General features: G+C 68.3%; 17 protein-coding genes. 8 read left to right on the top strand and 9 right to left on the bottom strand.

Annotated features, from left to right (window positions below; translation table 11 throughout):
• The first annotated feature begins 1 nt into the window (after position 1).
• Entirely contained in the window at positions 2-334 is a 333-nt protein-coding gene (locus BM144_RS14530) for a hypothetical protein (protein ID WP_139225728.1), read from the top strand.
• A gap of 105 nt (positions 335-439) precedes the next feature.
• Here BM144_RS14530 and metE read toward each other — a convergent pair whose 3' ends face one another.
• Positions 440-2,734, bottom strand: a complete 2,295-nt coding sequence (metE, locus tag BM144_RS14525; protein ID WP_092953509.1) for a 5-methyltetrahydropteroyltriglutamate--homocysteine S-methyltransferase — start codon at positions 2,732-2,734, stop codon at positions 440-442.
• Between the two features lie 122 nt (positions 2,735-2,856).
• On the opposite strand from metE, the gene BM144_RS14520 reads away from it, so the two are divergent.
• Positions 2,857-3,765, top strand: a complete 909-nt coding sequence (locus BM144_RS14520) for a LysR family transcriptional regulator (RefSeq protein WP_092953507.1) — start codon at positions 2,857-2,859, stop codon at positions 3,763-3,765.
• 36 nt (positions 3,766-3,801) lie between these two features.
• Here the strand turns inward: BM144_RS14520 and BM144_RS14515 are convergent, their stop codons facing one another.
• The 5 genes from BM144_RS14515 to BM144_RS14495 form a co-directional block, all read right to left on the bottom strand.
• Positions 3,802-4,662 carry an isocitrate lyase/PEP mutase family protein gene (locus BM144_RS14515; RefSeq protein ID WP_092953505.1) on the bottom strand — a complete coding sequence of 287 codons (861 nt, stop codon included), beginning with the start codon at positions 4,660-4,662 and terminating at the stop codon, positions 3,802-3,804.
• Positions 4,663-4,695: 33 nt separating this feature from the next.
• Positions 4,696-5,904, bottom strand: a complete 1,209-nt coding sequence (prpF, locus tag BM144_RS14510) for a 2-methylaconitate cis-trans isomerase PrpF (RefSeq protein ID WP_092953702.1) — start codon at positions 5,902-5,904, stop codon at positions 4,696-4,698.
• Between the two features lie 14 nt (positions 5,905-5,918).
• Positions 5,919-8,549: a Fe/S-dependent 2-methylisocitrate dehydratase AcnD gene (gene acnD / locus BM144_RS14505; protein WP_092953503.1), complete on the bottom strand. Its 2,631-nt coding sequence runs from the start codon at positions 8,547-8,549 to the stop codon at positions 5,919-5,921.
• Positions 8,550-8,640: 91 nt separating this feature from the next.
• Positions 8,641-9,846: a bifunctional 2-methylcitrate synthase/citrate synthase gene (prpC, locus tag BM144_RS14500; RefSeq protein ID WP_245783669.1), complete on the bottom strand. Its 1,206-nt coding sequence runs from the start codon at positions 9,844-9,846 to the stop codon at positions 8,641-8,643.
• Positions 9,843-10,241, bottom strand: a complete 399-nt coding sequence (locus BM144_RS14495; protein WP_092953499.1) for an acyl-CoA thioesterase — start codon at positions 10,239-10,241, stop codon at positions 9,843-9,845. The genes prpC and BM144_RS14495 overlap by 4 nt, the downstream gene beginning before the upstream one ends.
• A gap of 118 nt (positions 10,242-10,359) precedes the next feature.
• On the opposite strand from BM144_RS14495, the gene BM144_RS14490 reads away from it, so the two are divergent.
• Entirely contained in the window at positions 10,360-11,769 is a 1,410-nt protein-coding gene (locus BM144_RS14490; RefSeq protein ID WP_092953497.1) for a short-chain fatty acyl-CoA regulator family protein, read from the top strand.
• A 70-nt stretch (positions 11,770-11,839) separates the two neighbouring features.
• On the opposite strand, the gene BM144_RS14485 is transcribed toward BM144_RS14490, so the two are convergent.
• Positions 11,840-12,955, bottom strand: coding sequence for a branched-chain amino acid ABC transporter substrate-binding protein (locus BM144_RS14485; protein WP_092953495.1), 1,116 nt, complete (start codon positions 12,953-12,955; stop codon positions 11,840-11,842).
• 572 nt (positions 12,956-13,527) lie between these two features.
• On the opposite strand from BM144_RS14485, the gene BM144_RS23610 reads away from it, so the two are divergent.
• The 5 genes from BM144_RS23610 to BM144_RS22815 all read left to right on the top strand — a co-directional run bounded on the left by BM144_RS23610 (position 13,528) and on the right by BM144_RS22815 (position 17,814).
• A complete protein-coding gene (locus tag BM144_RS23610; protein WP_217644344.1) occupies positions 13,528-15,357 on the top strand; it encodes a tail fiber domain-containing protein in 1,830 nt (609 codons plus the stop codon).
• Between the two features lie 84 nt (positions 15,358-15,441).
• The gene (locus tag BM144_RS14475; protein WP_092953491.1) at positions 15,442-16,260 is read left to right on the top strand and encodes an SDR family NAD(P)-dependent oxidoreductase; all 819 of its coding nucleotides are present in this window, start codon (positions 15,442-15,444) and stop codon (positions 16,258-16,260) included.
• 71 nt (positions 16,261-16,331) lie between these two features.
• On the top strand, positions 16,332-16,748 hold the full coding sequence (gene gloA, locus BM144_RS14470; RefSeq protein ID WP_092953489.1) for a lactoylglutathione lyase: 417 nt from the start codon (positions 16,332-16,334) through the stop codon (positions 16,746-16,748).
• 405 nt (positions 16,749-17,153) lie between these two features.
• Positions 17,154-17,366 (top strand): hypothetical protein, encoded by a 213-nt coding sequence (locus tag BM144_RS14465; protein ID WP_092953487.1) that lies wholly within the window; start codon positions 17,154-17,156, stop codon positions 17,364-17,366.
• A 58-nt stretch (positions 17,367-17,424) separates the two neighbouring features.
• Positions 17,425-17,814: a hypothetical protein gene (locus BM144_RS22815; protein ID WP_175526032.1), complete on the top strand. Its 390-nt coding sequence runs from the start codon at positions 17,425-17,427 to the stop codon at positions 17,812-17,814.
• Between the two features lie 22 nt (positions 17,815-17,836).
• Here BM144_RS22815 and eda read toward each other — a convergent pair whose 3' ends face one another.
• Both eda and edd read right to left on the bottom strand, forming a co-directional pair.
• On the bottom strand, positions 17,837-18,472 hold the full coding sequence (gene eda, locus BM144_RS14455) for a bifunctional 4-hydroxy-2-oxoglutarate aldolase/2-dehydro-3-deoxy-phosphogluconate aldolase (RefSeq protein WP_092953483.1): 636 nt from the start codon (positions 18,470-18,472) through the stop codon (positions 17,837-17,839).
• Entirely contained in the window at positions 18,463-20,316 is a 1,854-nt protein-coding gene (gene edd, locus BM144_RS14450) for a phosphogluconate dehydratase (RefSeq protein WP_092953481.1), read from the bottom strand. Before edd ends, eda begins: the two co-directional genes overlap by 10 nt.
• Positions 20,317-20,442: the final 126 nt, after the last annotated feature.

Here is a 20,442-nt window from a genome sequence, read left to right as displayed (position 1 = left end):
CGTGGCATACCACGACGCGGGCGGCGCCACGGGCCTGGGTTACGACGCGGCCGGCAACCTGCTGGGCAACCGGCAGGTGACGGACGGCGACGAGGGCAAGGCCACCGTCACGAAGTACGAGTACCAGTTCATGTCTGGCAGCTACCAGCAGACATCGTCCACCGCCAAGAGAGAAGGCAATGAGGCGACGACGAAGACCTGGCGAGACGCCAACGGCTTCGTGAGCAACATCGAGCAGGTGACGGGCGTTGGCGACGAGCGGTTCAACCGCGCGTTCGTGAACGACGCGCAGGGCAACGCGATCTGCGCGAGCCACGCCAATTATTTGACATAATATACATCGTATCTAACAACGATAGGTCCATTAGTGGGCATCAACTCACCCCGGACTCAAGGCGAACGCATGCTGCCATTGCCATGCGCCGCCTACCCCACAATTTCAGCAATCAGCCCGGAGCGTCTTCGCCGCTGCCACCATGTTGGTCAGCGCAGGGATCACCTCGGCCCAGTTGCGGGTCTTCAGGCCGCAGTCTGGGTTGACCCACAGGCGCGCAGCGGGAACCCGCTCTGCTGCTTTCTTCATCAGTTGCACGATGTGCTCCTGCGTCGGGATGTTGGGCGAATGGATGTCGTAGACGCCCGGGCCGATCTCGTTCGGATAGTGGAAGTCCTCGAACGCGTCGAGCAGTTCCATGTCGGAGCGCGAGGTTTCGATGGTGATCACGTCGGCATCCATGCCGGCGATCGACGCGATGATGTCGTTGAACTCCGAATAGCACATGTGGGTGTGGATCTGCGTTTCGTCGCGCACGCCGTTGGCGGTGATGCGGAACGATTCCACGGCCCAGTCCAGGTAGTGCTGCCATTGCGATTTTCTGAGCGGCAGGCCTTCGCGGAGCGCGGCTTCGTCGATCTGGATGATCCTGACCCCCGCATGTTCCAGGTCCAGTACCTCCTGGCGGATGGCAAGTGCCAGTTGCTTGCAGGATGCGGAGCGCGGCTGGTCGTCGCGCACGAAGGACCAGTTCAGGATGGTGACCGGCCCGGTCAGCATGCCTTTCATGGGTTTGGCCGTGAGCGACTGGGCGTAGCTGATCCATTCCACGGTCATCGCTTTCGGGCGGCTGATGTCGCCGAACAGGATCGGCGGCTTCACGCAGCGCGAGCCGTACGACTGCACCCACCCGAACTGGCTGAAGGCATAGCCTTCGAGTTGCTCACCGAAATATTCGACCATGTCGTTGCGCTCGGCTTCGCCATGCACCAGCACGTCCAGTTCCAGCTTTTCCTGCTCGCGCACGCTGTGTGCGATCTCCGCCTTCATGGCGGCCTGGTAGTCGGTTGCGCCCAGGCGCCCTGCCCTGTATTCACTGCGCGCGTGGCGGATCCCGGCAGTCTGCGGGAATGAACCGATGGTCGTGGTCGGGAACGCCGGCAGATCGAGCAAGGCGGCCTGCTTGGGGGCCCGCAGGGCGTAGCTGCTTTCTCGCTGGCCCAGGAGGTGCGAGGCAGCCCGGGCCACGGCCGTTTGCACCGCCGGATTGCGCACCCGGGGCGAGGCGCGGCGCGCGGCCATCGCAGCCCGGTTGGCGGAAAGCTCGGCCTGCACCGCATCGCGGCCTTCGCGCAGCGCGCGGCCCAGCACGCTCAGTTCATCCAGCTTTTGCAGGGCAAATGCCAGCCATGGCCGGACCTCGGCATCCAGGTTCCTCTCGCTGGCCAAGTCCACGGGAACGTGCAGCAGCGAGCATGACGGGGCGATCCAGAGCCGGTCGCCCAGCCGCAGGGACAGCGGCTCGACCCAGTCGAGCACGGCCGTGAGATCGGTCTTCCAGATGTTGCGGCCGTTGATGACGCCCAGCGACAGCACCTTGTGGCCCGCCAGCAGGTTGAGCAAGGGCAGAACGCCTTCGCGGTCGTTGACGGCATCGATGTGCAGGCCTGCGACCGGAAGGTTGGCAGCGAGGTACGCATTGTCCTGGAGCTGGCCGAAGTAGGTCGCCAGAAGGATCTTCACGCGGGCTGTCTTGAGATGGTGGTAGGCCGTGTTGAACGCGTGCTGCCAGTCGGCGCTCAGTTCCGTGACCAGGATCGGTTCGTCGATCTGCACCCATTCGACGCCATGGTCGGACAGCGTATCCAGCAGTTCGGCATAGGCGGGCAGCAGGCGCTCGAGCAGTTCGAGCGGACGGGAGCCATCCTTGGCCTTGCCGATGGACAGGTAGGTCACGGGACCGACGATGACCGGTTTGGCCTTGACGCCCTGGGCCTTCGCTTCGGCGAGCTGCGCCAGCAGGCGCGATGCATCGAGCCGGAACGTGGAGGCCGCCGTGAACTCGGGGACGATGTAGTGGTAGTTGGTGTCGAACCATTTGGTCATCTCACCGGCAGCCACACCGCCGCAGCACCCGGCATGGTCTTCCGCGGATTGGGCAGAGCGGCCGCGCGCGACGCGGAAGTAGTTGTCCAGCGGATCGCCATGAAAACCCTGCACGCGCTGCGGCAGGTTGCCCAGCAGAAAACTGGTGTCCAGCACCTGGTCGTAGAACGAGAAATCCCCGACGGGCACGAGGTCCAGGCCGGCCTGGTCTTGCCAATGGCGCTGGCGCAGTTGCGCTCCCGTCGCCTGTAAGGCCTCGCGGGACGATTCGCCCTTCCAATAGGCCTCCAACGCAAATTTGAGTTCGCGCTGGGCGCCGATGCGGGGGAATCCGAGGTTGTGGATGGTCGTCATGGAATTTCTCGCAAAGAGGAAGAAGAAAACAGGAATGGGCCGCATCCTATTGCCGCCGATCCATGACGTAAAATGGTCTTATCTCACACATCGATGAATTCTGCTCACTCAAATCCAGTGCCATGTTGGAACGCATCCACCTCTCTGTCGTGCAGGAAGTCGAAAAGCAGGGCTCGCTGACGGCAGCGGCGGAAGTCCTGCACGTCACGCAGTCGGCGCTCAGCCACAGCATGAAGAAACTCGAGCTTCAGTTGGGCTGCGCCATCTGGCTGCGAGAGGGCCGCAGCCTGCGCCTCACCCAGGCCGGTGAATACCTGCTGGCAGTCGCGAACCGCGTTCTGCCCCAGCTGGACCTCGCGGAAGAACGGCTGCGCCAGTTCGCTCTGGGCGAACGCGGAGCGCTGCGCATCGGCATGGAGTGCCACCCCTGCTACCAGTGGCTGCTGAAGATCGTGTCGCCCTACCTGGCGGCCTGGCCCGACGTGGATGTGGACGTGAAGCAGAAATTCCAGTTCGGCGGCATCGGCGCGCTGTTCGGCCATGAGATCGACCTGCTGGTCACGCCCGATCCGCTGTTCAAAGCCGGGCTGCATTTCGAGCCGGTCTTCGATTACGAGCAGGTGCTGGTCGTCGCTGCCAGCCACCCGCTGGCGCAGGCCCACCACGTGCGCCCGCGCGACCTGGCCCCGGAAGTGCTGATCACCTACCCGGTGCCCACCGACCGGCTGGACATCTACACGCAATTCCTGCTGCCTGCAGGCATCGCACCGCGGCGGCACAAGGCCATCGAGACGACGGACATCATGCTGCAGATGGTGGCCAGCAACCGCGGCGTGGCCGCCCTGCCGCGCTGGCTCGTGCAGGACTACGCGGCACGGCTGGACATCGTGCCGCTGCGGCTGGGCGCACGGGGCATCGCCAAGCAAATCCACCTGGGCGCACGCGAAGCCGACCTGCAGACCGACTATCTCCAGGCGTTCATTGAACTCGCGCGCGGGTCCGCGAGCATGGCCCCCACCGCACGCGATTGAGCCATCCAAAATGCGGATGGCCGATGCCGGCGCGCTTCAGCTGTACTGCTTTTCCAGGGCGTCCCACCGCGGCTTGCCGACCAGCCGCTGCCGCTCGGCGAACGGGGCGACCAGCCCGCTCGACTCCTGCACTTCCCTGGCATCGCGCAGCACGGTCAGCGCCTTCTGCATACCGGCCACGGCGCCCTGCAGCGCCGCGTTGGCATACAGCACCAGACCGTAGCCCAGCTCGGCCAATTCTTCCGCATTGAAGATCGGCGTCTTGCCACCGATCACCATGTTCATCAGTTGCGGGGATGAGAGGCGCATGGGCAGTCCACGGATCTCTTCGGGTGCCGTCACGGCCTCGACGAAGAGGATGTCCGCACCGGCTTCGGCGAAGCGCGCGGCGCGTTCCACCGCCGCCTCGAAACCGTGGGTGGCGGCCGCATCGGTGCGCGCCATGATCAGCAGGTCCGGATCGCGCCGCGCATCCACGGCGGCCTTGATCTTGCCGACGGCCTCTTCCGTGGAGATGACGTCCTTGCCCGAGAAATGCCCGCAGCGCTTGGGCGCCACCTGGTCTTCCAGCTGGATGCAGTCCGCCCCGGCCCGCTCCAGGGTGCGCACCGTGTGGTACACGTTGAGCGCGTTGCCGAAGCCCGTGTCGGCATCCACGATGAGCGGCAGTTCCACTGCGTCGCGGATGCGGGCCGTGTGGTCCGCGATATCCGACAAGCCCATGAACGCCTGGTCGGGCATGCCGAACCACATGTTGGTGACGCCGGCGCCGGTGACATAGATCGCCTCGAACCCCAGGTCTTCGATCACCCGGGCCGACAGCGCATTGAACGCTCCCGGAACGAGCACGCCGCGGCGCGCCTCGGCCAGCGCCCGCAGTTGCTTGCGTGTGGACATCGATCCCCCTTTCCTGCAGATAAGTGAAGTGCTTCAGAAACAGTCGCCGGGCACACGCACCCAGCCTTCCATCAGAACGCGCACGCTGCGGCTCATCAGGGCCTTGGACACCACCCATTTGCCATCCACCTGCGCGGCTTCGGCGCCTACGCGCAGCGTGCCGGAGGGGTGGCCAAAGCGCACGGCCGTGCGTGCGGCACCCCCCGCGGCCTGGTGCACCAGCGTGCCGGGAATGGCAGCGGCAGTGCCGATGGCCACGGCCGCCGTGCCCATCATGGCGTGGTGCAGCCGGCCCATCGACAGTGCGCGCACCAGCAGATCCACGTCCGCCGCGCGTATCGCCTTGCCGCTGGAGGCGGTGTAGGAAGCCGGCGGGGCCACGAAGGCCACCTTGGGGGTGTGCTGGCGGCCCGCGGCCTCCCCCACCTCCCGGATCAGGCCCATGCGCACGGCAGCGTGTGCACGGATGGCCTCGAAACGCGCCAGCGCCGCGGCGTCGCCATTGATTGCGTCCTGCAGTTCGGTCCCGGTGTATCCCAGGTCTGCGGCATTCACGAAGACGGTCGGGATGCCGGCGTTGATGAGCGTGGCCTGCAAAGCGCCCACGCCGGGAACCTCCAAGGTGTCCACGACGTTGCCGGTGGGAAACATGGCGCCGCCGCCGGCACTGCCCTGCCCCGGGCCGCCCTCTTGCGCCGGGTCGAGGAATTCGAGCTGCACTTCGGACGCCGGAAAAGTGACGCCGTCCAGCTCGAAGTCGCCGGTCTCCTGCACCACGCCGTCCCGGATCGGCACGTGGGCCACGATCGTCTTGCCGATATTGGCCTGCCAGATGCGCACGGTGCAGACCCCATCGCGCGGAATGCGCGCCGCATCGATGAAGCCGGACTGCACCGCGAACGGGCCCACGGCCGCCGAGAGATTGCCGCAGTTGCCGGTCCAGTCCACGAAGGGCTGGTCGATGGAGACCTGGCCGAAGAGGTAGTCCACATCGTGTCCGGCCCGCGTGGCGGCGGCGACGATCACCGCCTTGCTGGTGCTGGAGGTCGCGGCGCCCATGCCGTCGATTTGCTTGCCATAGGGGTCGGGACTGCCGATGACGCGCAACAGCAGCCTGTCGCGTGCGGCGCCGGGCTGGCGGGCTGGGGGCGGAAGATCCTCCAGGCGGAAAAAGACGCCCTTGCTGGTGCCACCGCGCAGGTAGGTGGCAGGAATCCGGATCTGGGGAGCTGCAGTGTTCATGGGTCGCTTCGATGTCATTGGGGGCGCCCGGCCTGGGCCAGGAAATCCTGGGCGAATCGCTGCAGCACGCCGCCGGCCTCGTACACCGAGACCTCTTCGGCGGTGTCCAGCCGGCAGACGACAGGCACGTGCAGGGCCTCACCGCCGGAGCGCCGCACCACCAGGGTCAGCGTGGCGCCCGGCGTGCGTTCGCCCACCACATCGTAAGTCTCCGAGCCGTCCAGGCCCCAGGTGCGCCGGGTCATGCCCGGCAGGAATTCCAGCGGCAGGACGCCCATGCCGATGAGGTTGGTGCGGTGGATGCGCTCGAAGCCTTCGGCCACCACCGTCTCCACGCCCGCAAGGCGCACGCCCTTGGCGGCCCAGTCGCGCGACGAGCCCTGGCCGTAGTCGGCCCCGGCGATGACGATGAGCGGCTGGCGGCGGCCCAGGTAGGTCTCGATGGCCTCCCACATGCGCAGCACCCTGCCCTCGGGCTCCAGGCGCGCCCACGGGCCTTTCTGCTGCACGCCATCCACCACGGCCATGTCATTGACCAGTTGCGGATTGGCGAAGGTGGCACGCATGGCGGTCAGGTGGTCGCCCCGGTGCGTGGCGTAGGAGTTGAAATCCTCCTCCGGAACGCCCATCCGGTGCAGGTACTCGCCCGCCGCGCTGTCCCGCAGGATGGCGTTGGACGGCGAGAGATGGTCGGTGGTGACGTTGTCCGGCAGCAAGGCCAGCGGACGCATGCCGGTGAGCGTGCGCGGATGGGCGGCCAGCGCACCCATGCCTTCCGTGTCCCAGTACGGAGGGCGCCGGATGTACGTGGACCGCGGGCGCCAGTCGTACTGCGGCATGGCGTCCCGCACGTCGTCCTGCCGGACGGCGAACATGGGCTCGTACACCGCACGGTAGTGCGCGGGCCGCACCGCCTGCGCCACGACGGCATCGATGGCATCGTCCGATGGCCAGAGGTCGCGCAATCGGATCGGCTTGCCGGCCACCACGGCCAGCACGTCCTGCTCGATGTCGAAGCGCACGGTGCCCGCGATGGCGTAGGCCACCACCAGCGGCGGCGACGCCAGGAAGGCATGGGTGGCATAGGGGTGGATACGGCCGTCGAAGTTCCGGTTGCCCGAGAGCACCGCCGTCGCGTACAGGTCGCGTTCGATGATCTCCTGCTGGATGGCGGGGTCCAGCGCACCGCTCATGCCGTTGCAGGTGGTGCAGGCAAATCCCACGATGCCGAAGCCCAGCCACTCCAGATCGGCCAGCAGCCCGGCTTCCTTCAGGTACAGCTCCACGGCCCTGGACCCCGGGGCCAGCGATGTCTTCACCCATGGCTTGCGCGCCAGGCCGAGGCGCCGCGCGTTGCGTGCCAGCAGACCTGCCGCAATCACGTTGCGCGGGTTGCTGGTATTGGTGCAACTGGTGATGGCCGCGATGATCACCGCTCCGTCGGGCATCAGCCCCTGCGCTTCCTGCGCGTACGCGGCCCGCAATCTGCCGGCATCGGCGATTCCCCGCTCCGCCAGCGCCGCCGTCGGCAAGCGCCGGTGGGGGTTGGAGGGGCCCGCCATGTTGCGCTCCACGGATGAGAGATCGAAGCGCAGCACGCGCTCGTACCGCACTCCGGCCAGGCTGTCGGCCCAGAGTCCCGCGGCCTTGGCGTAGGTTTCCACGAGCGCCACCTGTCCTGGTTCGCGCCCGGTGAGGCGCAGGTAGTCCAGCGTCTGCCCGTCGATGGCAAAGAGCGCCGCCGTGGCGCCGTATTCCGGGCACATGTTGGAGATGGTCGCGCGATCGCCGATACCGAGGCTGCGCGCGCCCTCGCCCATGAATTCCAGATAGGCCCCGACCACCTTCTGCCGGCGCAGGAATTCGGTCAGTGCGAGCACGATATCGGTCGCAGTGATGCCCGATGGGCGCCGGCCGAGCAGCTCCACGCCCACGATGTCGGGCAGGCGCATCCAGGAGGCCCGGCCCAGCATCACGTTCTCGGCCTCCAGTCCGCCCACGCCCACGGCGATCACTCCCAGCGCATCGACATGCGGGGTATGGCTGTCCGTGCCCACGCAAGTGTCGGGGAAGGCGACGCCGTCCTGCACATAGACCACGGGCGACATCCTCTCCAGATTGATCTGGTGCATGATCCCGTTGCCCGCGGGAATCACATCCACGTTGGCGAAGGCCTTCTTCGTCCATTCGATGAAATGGAAGCGGTCTTCGTTGCGCCGCTCTTCGATCGCCCGGTTCTTCGCGAAGGCATCGGGATCGAAGCCGCCGCACTCCACGACCAGCGAGTGGTCCACGATCAATTGCACCGGCACGACCGGGTTGACCCGGGCGGGGTCCCCCCCTTGCGCGGCGATGGCATCGCGCAGGCCGGCAAGGTCCACCAGCGCCGTCTGCCCCAGGATGTCGTGGCATACCACGCGTGCGGGATACCAGGGAAAGTCGCTGTCGCGGCGCCGCTCCACGATCTGCCGCAGGCACACCTCCAGGAGGGCGGGCTCGCAGCGCCGCACCAGGTTCTCGGCATGCACGCGGGCCGTGTACGGCAGTGCATCCCACGCACCGGGGTGCAGCGCCTCCACGGCGGCCTGCGCATCGAAATAGTCCAGCGACGTGCCAGGAAGGCGTTTGCGATGTTGTGTGTTCATGGGGCGAATCCGTCGGACAGGCCACGGGCCCTGCCCTGCCCTGCCTGGAAGAAAACGGTGGCGTGCGACAACCCGGCGGCTGCCGGCAGGCTCAGATGCGGTCCGCGATGGGCACGAATACCCGGTCTTCCGGGCCGGTGTAATTCGCGCTCGGGCGAATGATCTTGTTGTCCATGCGCTGCTCGATCACGTGCGCTGCCCAGCCGCTGGTGCGCGCGATGACGAAGAGCGGCGTGAACATGGCCGTGGGCACGTCCATCATGTGGTAGCTCACGGCGCTGAACCAGTCGAGGTTGGGAAACATCCGCTTCACCTCCCACATCACCGACTCGAGCCTCTCGGCGATGTCGTACATGCGGGTGGACCCGGCATCTTCCGACAAGCGTCGGGCCACGCCCTTGATGACCTCGTTGCGCGGATCGCTCACCGTGTACACCGGGTGGCCGAAGCCGATCACCACCTCCCTGGCCTCCACGCGCCGGCGGATGTCGGCCTCCGCGGCATCGGGCGAGTCGTAGCGCTTCTGGATCTCGAAGGCCACTTCGTTGGCGCCACCGTGCTTCGGCCCCCGCAGCGCGCCGATGGCGCCGGCGATGGCCGAGTGCATGTCGCTGCCGGTCCCCGCAATGACCCGGGCCGCGAAGGTGGAGGCATTGAACTCGTGCTCGGCATAGAGGTTGAGCGAGGTGTGCATGGCCCGGACCCACGCAGCGGGCGGTCTCTGGCCATGCAGCAGGTGCAGGAAATGCCCGCCGATGGAGTCGTCGTCCGTCTCGACCACGATGCGCTTGCCGTTGGCGCTCCAGTGGTGCCAGTACAGCAGCATCGATCCCAGCGATGCCATGAGCCGGTCGGCGATGTCGCGCGCGCCGGCCACGTTGTGATCGTCCTTTTCCGGCAGCACGCACCCCAGCGCCGAGACACCGGTGCGCATCACGTCCATGGGGTGCGCGCTCGCGGGCAACTGTTCCAGTGCATGCAGCACGCTGGCCGGCAGGCCGCGCAGCGCCTTGAGCCGGGCCTTGTAGGCCTTCAGCTCGGCACATGTGGGCAGCCTGCCGTGCACCAGCAGGTGCGCGATCTCCTCGAACTCGCACACCTCTGCGATGTCGAGGATGTCGTAGCCGCGGTAGTGCAGGTCGTTGCCTGTCCTGCCGACGGTGCACAGTGCCGTGTTGCCAGCCGCCACGCCGGACAACGCCACGGATTTCTTGGGTTTGCTTCCGGGGGCCGCCGCCGTTGCGAACGGGGCAGGCACGGCTGCAGTCGGGGGTTGAGGGGCGAGTGTGGCGCTCATGGAATGGCCTCCGGGTTCATATAACGACAATCGACTGCGGCGGGTCTTCCCTGCGAATCCACAGCCACCATCTGGAACACCCCCTTCAGCACGTCCTTGCAAGGGGCTCCCAGCCGCCTGGCCGTGCCGCTGACGCAGACGGTCAGGGACGACCGCCCCACCCGGCTGACCCAGCCGTGCAACGCCAGCTCGCAACCGACCGGAACGGGCTCGAAGAAGTCGACGCTGGTCACCGCAGCCATGACCACCTCGCGCTGCGCGAGGCTTCGCGCTGCGAGAAAAGCGGCCTTGGCCAGCAGTTGGAGCCCCTGTCCCGCAAACAAGGTGCCATGGTGATTGGCCATGCACGGAAGCACGAGTTCATGCAATCGGGCGGTGCCTGGGGGTGTTGCCATGGTTCGCAATCTACGCACGTTGCATGGCAGGGGGAAGGGCTGAAAAAGCGAATATCTGCCAATGAATCTGGCGGTTTTGCAAATTTTGCGAATGATCCTGTCATGGATAATCCGCCCCATGAGAAAGACCTTCATGGGCGTGAAATTGCGCAAGCTGCGATCGGAGCGCGGTCTTTCCCAGATCGCCCTGGCGCAGACATTGGGTCTCTCGCCCAGCTACCTCAACCAGCTGGAGCAGAACCAGAGGCCGCTGACGGTGTCGGTCCTGCTGAAGCTGAACAAGGCGCTCGGCATCGACATTCAGCAGTTCTCGGAAGACGAAGAATCGCGCCTGATCGCAGGGTTGCGCGAGGCGCTTTCCGATGCCGCGGAACCCATCTCCCTGCCGGAAATGCAGGAGGTCGCCGCGCAGATGCCCGCCCTGGGCCGCAGCGTCATCGCCCTGCACCGGCGCTGGCTCGAAATGCAGGAGCAGCTCGAACTCCTGTCCCTGCGGCTGGGCGACGGCCGCGCGGAAGGCGGCCCGATCGGCGCCATGCCCTTCGAGGTCGTGCGGGACTTCTTTTTCGCCAACCAGAATTATTTCGACGGGCTGGACCGCGCTGCCGAACACTGCGCCGGGCAAGCGCAATCGCAAGGCGCCGCGCTTGCCAGCTGGCTGACCGAGCGGCTGGCCCGGCACGGTATCCGGGTCGCTCCCGCGGAGGGCCAGCACCATGGCAAGCGCCGGTTCGATGCGGCTGCGCGCTGCCTGACGCTGTCGCCCCACCTGGACGAGGCACAGCGCGCATTCCAGATGGCCACGCAGTTGGCGCTCGTCGAATGCGGGTCGGTCATCGAACCGCTGGTGCGCGTGCCCGCGTTCGCCAGCGACCCGGCCGCCCGGAAACTCGCGCGCATCGGCCTGGCGAACTATTTCGCGGGAGCGCTGCTGCTGCCCTACGGGGCCTTCCTCGCCGCAGCGCAGGCGCTCCGGTACGACATCGAGTTGCTGCAGCAGCGGTTCGGCGTGGGCTTCGAGACGGTCTGCCACCGCTTGAGCACGCTGCAGAGGCCGGGCGCCCCGGGCGTGCCGTTTTTCTTCATCCGCGTGGACCGCGCAGGCAACATCTCCAAGCGGCAGTCTGCCACCCATTTCCATTTCAGCCGCACGGGCGGAACGTGCCCGCTGTGGAACGTCTACGAAGCCTTCGCGCAGCCGGAGCGCACCCTGGCGCAGCTCTCCAGCATGCCGGACGGCCGGCGATACCTGTGGATCGCGCGCACGGTGTCGCGCGGCCAGCACGGATACGGCTCGCCGCGCCAGACCTATTCGATCGGTCTGGGCTGCGACATCCGGCACGCGCCGCGGCTGGTCTATGCCAAGGGGCTGGATCTTCAGGATCCCGCCGCGGCGACGCCCATCGGAATGGGCTGCAAGGTGTGCGAGCGCGAGGGGTGCCCGCAGCGCGCCTTTCCTTACGTGGGCCGGGCGCTGGACGTGGACGAGAACCACAGCCGGTTTTCGCCGTACGGATCCGCCCCCTGAGGGTCGGCCGCCGGCCGGCCGTGGCGCGATTTTTCGGTGGGCCGCGCCAGCGTGGCCCGGCCCGGCGCCCTTACAGGCTCTTGAGCGGCACGACTTCCTTGCCCTTGAAGCCGAACACCGTCACGGCGGACGAGCGCAGGTCATGCTTGTCGTCATAGGCGAACTCGCCGGTCACGCCGGCGTATCGGCCCTTGGCCACCTGGTCGATGATCTTCTTCGCGTCCGTGGTGGTCTGCGTCGCCTCGATGGCCGACGCCAGCAGGTGCATACCGTCGTAGAACGCCGCGGCGTAGGTCAGCGGATCGCGCTTGTATTCGGCGCGGTAGCGCTCGACGAACTTGCGGCCCTTGTCGCTGCGGTCCAGCATGGAGCCGCCCTGCGTGCAGTAGACGTTGAGGTCGCCCGCCACCTGCGAGAGGTTGGCCGTCTCGGATGAGCAGATGCCATCGCCGCCGAGCAGCGGCACGTTGATGCCCAGCGACCGCATCTGGCGCACCATCGGCCCGCCCTGGGGCGAGTAGCCGCCGTAGAACACCGCATCGGCCCTGGAGCCGCGCACGTTGGTCAGGATGGCCGTGAAATCCGTGGCCTTGTCGGTGGTGAACTCGGTGGTCACCACTTTCATGCCCTGGCGCTTGGCCTCCTCGGTGAACTCGCGGGCCACGCCCTGGCCGTAGGCCGTGCGGTCGTCGATGACGGCCACGGTCTTGACCTTCAGGTCCTGCGCGGCGTAGACGGCCATCTTGGTGCCGAGCTGGTTGTCGCTGGCGCCGATGCGGAACAGGTTGGCATGGCCCTGCTGGGTGATCTTCGGGTTGGAGGCCACGGTGAACGCCACGATGCCCGCATCCGCGAGCACGCGCGAAGCCGGCATGGCGACGCCCGAGTTGTAGGGCCCGAGCACGAAGCGGATCTTCTTGTCCGCCAGCGTCTGCGCGATCTGCACGCCTTGCTTGGGATCGGCCACGTCGTCGTTGACGTCCAGCTCGAACACCACGGGCTTGCCGCCCACCTTGATGCCCCGGGCATTGATTTCCTTGATGGCCAACAGCGCGCCGTCGCGGTTGTCCACGCCATTGGCCGCCTGCGGCCCGGTCACGGGGCTCATGAAGCCCACGCGCACGCGCTCCTGGGCATACAGGCCGGTCGCCGCGAAGCCCGCGATGAGCACGGCCGTTTTGAGCATCGAAATTTTCACGCCAGATTCCTTGATGGGTAAGGGGTCGAAATCGCCCCGCAGGGGTGGCGCGGGGCGTGGATCAGCCTGGGCCTCGTCGGCTCAGCGGCGCGGATTGTCGCCCAATCCAGCCCCCCCGCCAGGGCAGGCCCGGCGGAGCGGCCGCAGCGTCTGTGACCGGGGCCGCTTCCGCCCCGGCGTGGGCGCGCGCCGGGATTGCCCGAGCACTCCCGGCCATGGCCACGGAGCCGGAGATTCGCTATTAAATGGATAGCAAACTATCGAATGGATACGGCGGCATGGAGCATGAAACACCCTGAATCGACTCTGGAGGGCCGACGGGCACGCGCCGTGGGCAGGAGATGCGGGAAGCCGCCCCTCTGACCCGCCCGCGCCGGCACCGGCGCACTGCCAGACGGAATCCCCGCGGATCGGTGTGGCGAGAACGTCTCTGCAGGCCGGACCGGAGGCCGATCACCGTTGCAGCGCGGACGCACGCTGCATATGCTCCCCATCTTTACATCCTGCTACCTCGATTGGTGCGCTCTATGGCCGAGCCGCACGCGTCGCGGGTCACCCCCATGAAGCCCTCCTCCTCCCTGTGGACCGTCGCCGCGCTGATCGGCATGCCCGCCATGGCCGCCGACATTTCGCTCACCCCGCCCCAGGGCGGCGGCGTGCTGATCAACTCGGCAGCCAATACGCCGGCATTGCGCGTCGGCCCGACGGGCGTGCAGCTGCCCGGCCTGCCCGCCACGCCGGCCACGTTCCAGCGGGTGGTGTGCCATGACCCGGCGGGCTTCGTCGGGGGATGCGATCCTGCGGCCGTCGCCGGTCCGCAGGGCCCGACGGGCGCGGCCGGGGCCACGGGGGCCACGGGCCCGCGCGGCGAGACCGGGGCGACGGGACCTGCGGGCGCGACGGGCGTGACCGGTGCCGCCGGACCGACCGGGCCCACGGGGTCGGTCGGGGTGACGGGCCCCGCGGGCGCCACGGGCACCACCGGGCCGCAGGGGACTGCGGGCGCGACCGGCAGCACCGGCCTTCGCGGGCCGGCGGGCCTCGCCTGGCGGGGCACGTGGTCGGCCGCCAGCACCTATGCCGCCAGCGACGCGGTCGAATACCTCGGTTCGTCCTACGTCGCCGTCTCCGCCGCCGTCGCAGCCGGCAGCACCCCGGGCCAGACGGCGGACTGGTCGCTCGTCGCCGCGCGCGGCGCGGCCGGCTCGGGCGCGGTCGTCGGACTCTCCCCCGGGAGCACGCAGACCAGCGCCGTGCTGCCGCTGGTGAACATCGCCTCCTCGAACGCCATCGGCACCGGCACCGCCGCGCTGGTGAACATCGCCGCCGATAGCGGGAACCAGGCCCTCCTGCGTCTGTCCGACGACGGCGCGTTCACCGTCGGGGGAACCTCCGGCAACGGCACCACGCCCGCCAGCGGGGCCGGCGTGCGGATGATGTGGGTGCCCTCCAAATCCGCGCTGCGCGCGGGCCGTGTCGACAGCTTCGGCGCGACCTACTGGGACGACGCGAACATCGGCGATGCCTCCGCGGCGTTCGGGTGGAACTCGCGGGCCCTGGGGCCCTACAGCTTCGCCGCCGGACAGGGCACCACCGCACAGGGCAACAGTTCCGTCGCGCTGGGCAACAGCGGCACCGCGCAGGCCGAGCGCAGCTTCACCTTCAACGGCACGGCATCGGGCGTGGGCGCGGTGGCCATCGGCAGCGGCGCGCAGGCCACTGGCGACGACGCACTCGCCCTGGGGCCGAGTTCCATCGCCGGCGGCCTGGCTTCCGTCGCGATCGGGCCGGTGATCGCGAACGGCAGCTTCGGCGTGGCGATCGGGCTGCAGAACAAAGCCGCAGGCAATTTCTCGGTGGCCATCGGCAAGAACGCCACGGCCACCCACCAGGGCAGCGTCGTGCTCGGCGACGGCTGCGCGGGTTTCAGCACCGACGACGTCCGCTCCACGGCCAACAACCAGTTCGTCGCCCGCGGCTGCGGCGGCATCAGGTTCTACACCAGCCAGAACCTGTCCTCCGGCGTGGAAGTGGCCCCCGGCGGCGGCTCCTGGAGCGCCCTGAGCGACCGCAACAAGAAGGAGAACTTCGCGGACGTGGACCCGGTCGCCGTGCTCGAAAAAGTGGCGGCCCTGCCGATCCAGACCTGGAACTACAAGACGCAGGACACCGCGATCCGCCACCTGGGCCCCACGGCGCAGGACTTCCGCGCGGCCTTCGGCCTGGGCGAGAACGACACCACCATCAACACCGTGGACGCCGACGGCGCCGCGCTCGTGGCCATCCAGGGCCTGCACACGCTGGTCAAGGAGCAGCGCGACGCGATCGTGGAGCAGCGCCTGATGATCGAGCAGCTGCGCGCGGAGATCGAGCGGCTCAAGCAGCGCTGACCGGGATCGGGCCCGTCCCGTTCCGAGGCCGTTCCGAGGCCGCTCCGCCGGCGGGGCGGCCTTTTTTTCTCCTATCCTCGGCGCATGCACACCTCCCCCCTTCCCTCCTCTTCCCCGCGCGGCGCGGGCGCGGTCCACTTCGGGCACGCGGACCGCGTCTGCATCGTCACGGGCGGTGCCCAGGGCATCGGCGAAGCCTGCGCACGCCGCTTCGCGCGCGAAGGCGCGCACGTGGTGATCGCCGACGTGGACGACGCCCACGGCGAAGCCCTGGCGCGCGAGCTGCCCGGATCGCTCTACGTGCGCTGCGACGTGGGCGACAAGACCCAGGTGGACGCGCTGGTCCGCCGTACGCTGGAGGCCCACGGCCGCATCGACGTGCTGGTGAACAACGCGGGCATCTTCCGCGCGGCCGACTTCCTGGAGATCACCGAAGACGATTTCGATGCCGTGCTGCGCGTGAACCTCAAGGGCGCCTTCCTGGTCGGCCAGGCGGTGGCGCGCGCGATGGCCGCCGCGGGCTCCGGCGCCATCGTGAACATGAGTTCGGTCAACGGCGTGCTCACCATCCCCACCATCGCCAGCTACAACGTGAGCAAGGGCGGCATCAACCAGCTCACGCGCGTGATGGCGCTGTCGCTGGCCGACCGCGGCGTGCGCGTGAACGCGGTGGCGCCCGGCACTATCGCCACCGAACTCGCGGCCAAGGCCGTGCTGACCAGCGACGATGCCCGGGCGCGCATCCTGGGCCGCACGCCCATGAAGCGCCTGGGCGAGCCCTCCGAGGTGGCCGACGTGGTCGCCTGGCTGGCCAGCGATGCCGCCAGCTACGTGACGGGCGAGATCGTGGTGGTGGACGGCGGGCGCATGACGCTCAACTACACGGTGCCGCTGGAAGGCTGAGGCCGCCGGCTCCCGCGGGCCATCGCGCGCCGGGTTCGCGCGGGCTCAGATGTGCCGGCACAATCGGGCGCATGAGATTCCTCCACACGATGCTGCGCGTTGGCAACCTCCAGCGCTCGATTGACTTCTACACCCACGTGCTCGGCATGCAACTGCTGCGCAAATCCGAGAACCCCGAATACCAATATTCGCTGGCGTTCCTCGGCTTCGACGGCGGCAACCCGGGCCAGGCCGAGATCGAACTCACCTACAACTGGGGCACCGAGAGCTATGAGCTGGGCACGGCCTACGGGCACATCGCCCTGGGCGTGCCCGACGCCTACGCGGCCTGCGAGAAGATCAAGGCCGCCGGCGGCAACGTCACCCGCGAAGCCGGCCCGGTCAAGGGCGGCACCACGGTGATCGCCTTCGTGACCGACCCCGACGGCTACAAGATCGAACTCATCCAGCGCGCCGACGACCACGGCACCGGAACCGGCTTGCGCTGAAATTTGCTATTTATTTGATAGCAAACTATCGAGTAGATCCGGCGGCATGGAGCCCCAACGGCCCAAACCGGCGGCTTCCTTCGCCAGGGCGGTGCAAGTTGGGCCGCCGCAAGTTCACGTCAGCGGTCGGTGATGCAGCGAAGCCCATTGAGGCCACACAGCTCTCCCCCTGGGGGACGCTGCCTGGATGAACGAAGCCTGCGAGGCTGCGATCGACTTCGGTGCACACCCCCGACCCGAAGTCAGTCTTTCAGCAAGTCGATATGCCGCGGGACGGCGGAGATCACGAGGCCGATGGGAAGGACGGGTCGCTCGATTTTTTAATCGAAATCTTGACGGAGCAGCCGAATTTAATCAGGATCCAGGTCGTCTAATCGTTTTCTGGGCTGAAGCCCCGTTTTCTAAATGTCTGACTGGATCGGTTATCGCTGGCTGGCCGGGCAGTACGGTGTCGACGCGGTCCAGGCGTTTCGCACGGACAGTGCCATTGGCAAATCGCGCGCGACCGTCCGCGAAAACGGCTACGTCCATGAACGGTATCCCCCAGCGGCTCGCCCGGCGGCGTCCCTTCCGGGTCACCTGACCTTCGCCCTCAAGACGGCTACGCGGACGCGTTGAATGCGTGGCGTTACCACGACCTCACGGACCACGTCGAGTACATCGCTGACTCGTGCGCGTGACCATCGAGCAGGAGATGCGCAAGGAAGCCGGCTACCTGCGCAGCCTTCGGCTCGCGCGTGAGCGCGTGAAGCAGGTGATCGAAGGACCGGACACCGATATCGACCGCATCATCCGCTCGGTGCGCGACAACGGCGGCCAGGTCTCGAACAAGCTGGCGAGGGAGTTCCCCGCGCTGGCCGACGAAATCCACCGCGGCCGAACTCGTCGAGGCTCTGCAGGGCGTCTTCCAGACCGCCCCGGCGGAAGGCGCTCCCTGACCATCGCACGCGGCTTCGGCTTCCATGCCGAGGATGAAGTATTCGCGCCATTGAACCATCCAGCGCGAGGACGGCCCCGGCACCGGCCTGCGCTGCGATTTGCTATTTATTTGATAGCAAACTATTGAATGGATCCGGCGGCATGGAGCCCTAACGGCCCAAACCGGCGGCTTCCTTCGCCAGGGCGGTGATGCGCGCCCAGTCGCCCGCTGCCAGCGCATCCGCTGGCACGAGCCATGACCCGCCCACGCACTCCACGTTGGCCAGCGCGAGGAAGTCCGCCGCGTTGCCGGGCTGGATGCCGCCGGTCGGGCAGAACCGCACGTCCCCGAAAGGCCCCTGCCAGGCCTTGAGCATGGCCAGCCCGCCGGCCTGCAGCGCGGGGAAGAATTTCAGCTCCGAATGGCCGTCCTCCTGCGCGGCCATGATCTCGCTGCCCGTCGCCACGCCGGGGAGCAGCGGCAGGCCCGCATCGCGGCAGGCCTGGCCCACCTGGGGCGTGTAGCCCGGGCTCACCGCAAAGCGGGCGCCGGCCCGCGCGGCCGCCTGCGCATCGGCCGCGCTGCGCACGGTGCCGGCACCCGCCACGGCTTCGGGCACGTCGCGCGCGATGGCTTCGATGCAGGCCAGGGCCTGCGGCGTGCGCAGCGTGACCTCCAGCATGCGGATGCCGCCCTCCACCAGCGCGCGCGCCATGGGCACGGCGTGGGCCACGTCGTGCAGCACGATCACGGGGATCACCGGGGCGTCGCGCATCACCTCGAGCGCGGTCAACGTCACAGCCATGAGCAAGCTCCTTCTTCTGCGCTCAGCGCATTGCGCCGGAAACCGGCGAACAGTTCGCGGCCCCAGCCGTGCGCGTCGGCGCGGGCCAGGTCGTCGGGGCGGTGGGCGGGTTCGCGCGCGGCCCAGTCGGCCGCGTCCACCAGGGCATCGAGCGTGCCGGCCACGGCATCGAGCCGGATCAAGTCGCCGTCGCGCACGCGCGCCAGCGGGCCGCCGGCCAGCGCCTCGGGCGAGACGTGGATGGCGGCGGGCACCTTGCCCGAGGCGCCGCTCATGCGGCCGTCGGTCACCAGCGCCACGCGGTAGCCCTTGCCCTGCAGCACCGCCAGCGGCGGCGTGAGCTTGTGCAGCTCGGGCATGCCGTTGGCCTGCGGGCCCTGCCAGCGCACCACGCAGACCAGCCCGTGCGAGGGATGCGATTCGCAGGCCCGGTCCAGCTCTCCGGCCTGGAAGGCCTGCTGCAGCTCGGCCTGCGACGAGAAGACCCGCGCGGGCGCTTCGATCACGTGCCGGTCTTCGGGCACGGCCGAAACCTTGATCACGCTGCGGCCCAGGTTGCCCCGCAGCAGCTTGAGGCCGCCCGTGGCGCTGAACGGCGCATCGGCCGGGCGCAGCACACCGTCGTCACCGCTCGCACCGATGGGCGTCCAGGCCAGGCGCACGGACTCCGGCACGGCCGCATCCTCCACGGGAAGGCGGGTGTATCCGCGCAGGCCTTCGGGGCGCACGGTGAGCACGTCCTCGTGCATGAGGCCGGCGTCCAGCAGCTCGCGGATCACGTAGCCCGGGCCGCCTGCGGCCTGGAACTGGTTCACGTCGGCGCTGCCGTTCGGGTAGACGCGCGCCAGCAGCGGCACCACGGCCGAGAGCGTGGCGAAGTCGTCCCAGTCGATCACGATGCCGGCCGCGCGCGCCACGGCCACCCAGTGGATCAGGTGGTTGGTGGAGCCGCCCGTGGCCAGCAGCGCGGCCATCGCGTTGACGATGCAGCGCTCGTCCACGATGCGGCCGATGGGCGCGCAGGCCGAGCCCGGCGCACCGAGTACCGTGCGGGCCGCCTCGCGCGTGAGTTCGGCCCGCAGCGCCTCGCCGGGGTTCACGAAGGCCGTGCCCGGCACGTGCAGGCCCATGGCCTCCAGCAGCATCTGGTTGCTGTTGGCCGTGCCGTAGAAGGTGCAGGTGCCCTCGCCGTGGTAGGCGGCGGATTCGGCGGCCAGCAGTTCCTCGCGGCCCACCAGGCCCTGCGCGGCCTGCTCGCGCACCTTGGCCTTGGCGTTGTTGGACAGGCCCGAGGTCATGGGCCCGGCGGGCACGAACACCGTGGGCAGGTGCCCGAACTGCAGCGCGCCGATCAGCAGGCCCGGCACGATCTTGTCGCACACGCCCAGCATCAGGGCCGCGTCGAACACGTCGTGCGAGAGCGAGACGGCCGTGGCCATGGCGATCACGTCGCGGCTGAAGAGCGACAGCTCCATGCCGGGCGTGCCCTGGGTCACGCCATCGCACATCGCGGGCACGCCGCCCGCCACCTGCGCGGTGGCGCCGTGGCGGCGCGCCTCTTCCTTGATGAGATCCGGGTAGTGCCGCAGCGGCGCATGGGCCGAGAGCATGTCGTTGTAGGCCGTGACGATGCCGATGTTGCGGGCCCGCTCGGCCACCACGCGGAACTTGTCGTTGCCGGGCATGCCCGCGAAGGCGTGCGCCACGTTGGCGCAGCCCAGGCGGTCGGCGCCGCGGTCGCGCCGCGCGTGGAAATCGAGCTGCGCGAGGTAGGCGGCGCGCGTGGGGGCGCTGCGCTCGCGGATGCGTTGGGTCAGGGTGTGGACGGTATTGTGGAGTGGCATGGCGGGAGGTGGCTGTGCCTTGTCTGGAGTGGGGAATGGCGGGAGGGCACGGGGCCTGGGGGCCCGGGCCGCCGCAGGGAGCGAACCCCGCGGCCGTAGCCGCCGATCCTACGCCCGTGCCGTGAC

Origin of the sequence: Paracidovorax konjaci, from assembly GCF_900112675.1 — a bacterium.
Lineage (GTDB): Bacteria > Pseudomonadota > Gammaproteobacteria > Burkholderiales > Burkholderiaceae_C > Paracidovorax > Paracidovorax konjaci.
The sequence above is the reverse complement of the archived record's forward strand: the minus strand, read 5'-3'. Positions and strand labels throughout refer to the sequence as shown.

Bases quoted from the DNA above. Each gene is read 5' to 3' on its own strand.
- metE (WP_092953509.1), bottom strand. From the start codon at position 2,734: ATGACGACCATCCACAACCTCGGATTCCCCCGCATCGGCGCCCAGCGC.
- BM144_RS14520 (WP_092953507.1), top strand. From the start codon at position 2,857: ATGTTGGAACGCATCCACCTCTCTGTCGTGCAGGAAGTCGAAAAGCAG.
- BM144_RS14515 (WP_092953505.1), bottom strand. From the start codon at position 4,662: ATGTCCACACGCAAGCAACTGCGGGCGCTGGCCGAGGCGCGCCGCGGC.
- prpF (WP_092953702.1), bottom strand. From the start codon at position 5,904: ATGAACACTGCAGCTCCCCAGATCCGGATTCCTGCCACCTACCTGCGC.
- acnD (WP_092953503.1), bottom strand. From the start codon at position 8,549: ATGAACACACAACATCGCAAACGCCTTCCTGGCACGTCGCTGGACTAT.
- prpC (WP_245783669.1), bottom strand. From the start codon at position 9,846: ATGAGCGCCACACTCGCCCCTCAACCCCCGACTGCAGCCGTGCCTGCC.
- BM144_RS14495 (WP_092953499.1), bottom strand. From the start codon at position 10,241: ATGGCAACACCCCCAGGCACCGCCCGATTGCATGAACTCGTGCTTCCG.
- BM144_RS14490 (WP_092953497.1), top strand. From the start codon at position 10,360: ATGAGAAAGACCTTCATGGGCGTGAAATTGCGCAAGCTGCGATCGGAG.
- BM144_RS14485 (WP_092953495.1), bottom strand. From the start codon at position 12,955: ATGCTCAAAACGGCCGTGCTCATCGCGGGCTTCGCGGCGACCGGCCTG.
- BM144_RS23610 (WP_217644344.1), top strand. From the start codon at position 13,528: ATGAAGCCCTCCTCCTCCCTGTGGACCGTCGCCGCGCTGATCGGCATG.
- BM144_RS14475 (WP_092953491.1), top strand. From the start codon at position 15,442: ATGCACACCTCCCCCCTTCCCTCCTCTTCCCCGCGCGGCGCGGGCGCG.
- gloA (WP_092953489.1), top strand. From the start codon at position 16,332: ATGAGATTCCTCCACACGATGCTGCGCGTTGGCAACCTCCAGCGCTCG.
- BM144_RS14465 (WP_092953487.1), top strand. From the start codon at position 17,154: ATGTCTGACTGGATCGGTTATCGCTGGCTGGCCGGGCAGTACGGTGTC.
- eda (WP_092953483.1), bottom strand. From the start codon at position 18,472: ATGGCTGTGACGTTGACCGCGCTCGAGGTGATGCGCGACGCCCCGGTG.
- edd (WP_092953481.1), bottom strand. From the start codon at position 20,316: ATGCCACTCCACAATACCGTCCACACCCTGACCCAACGCATCCGCGAG.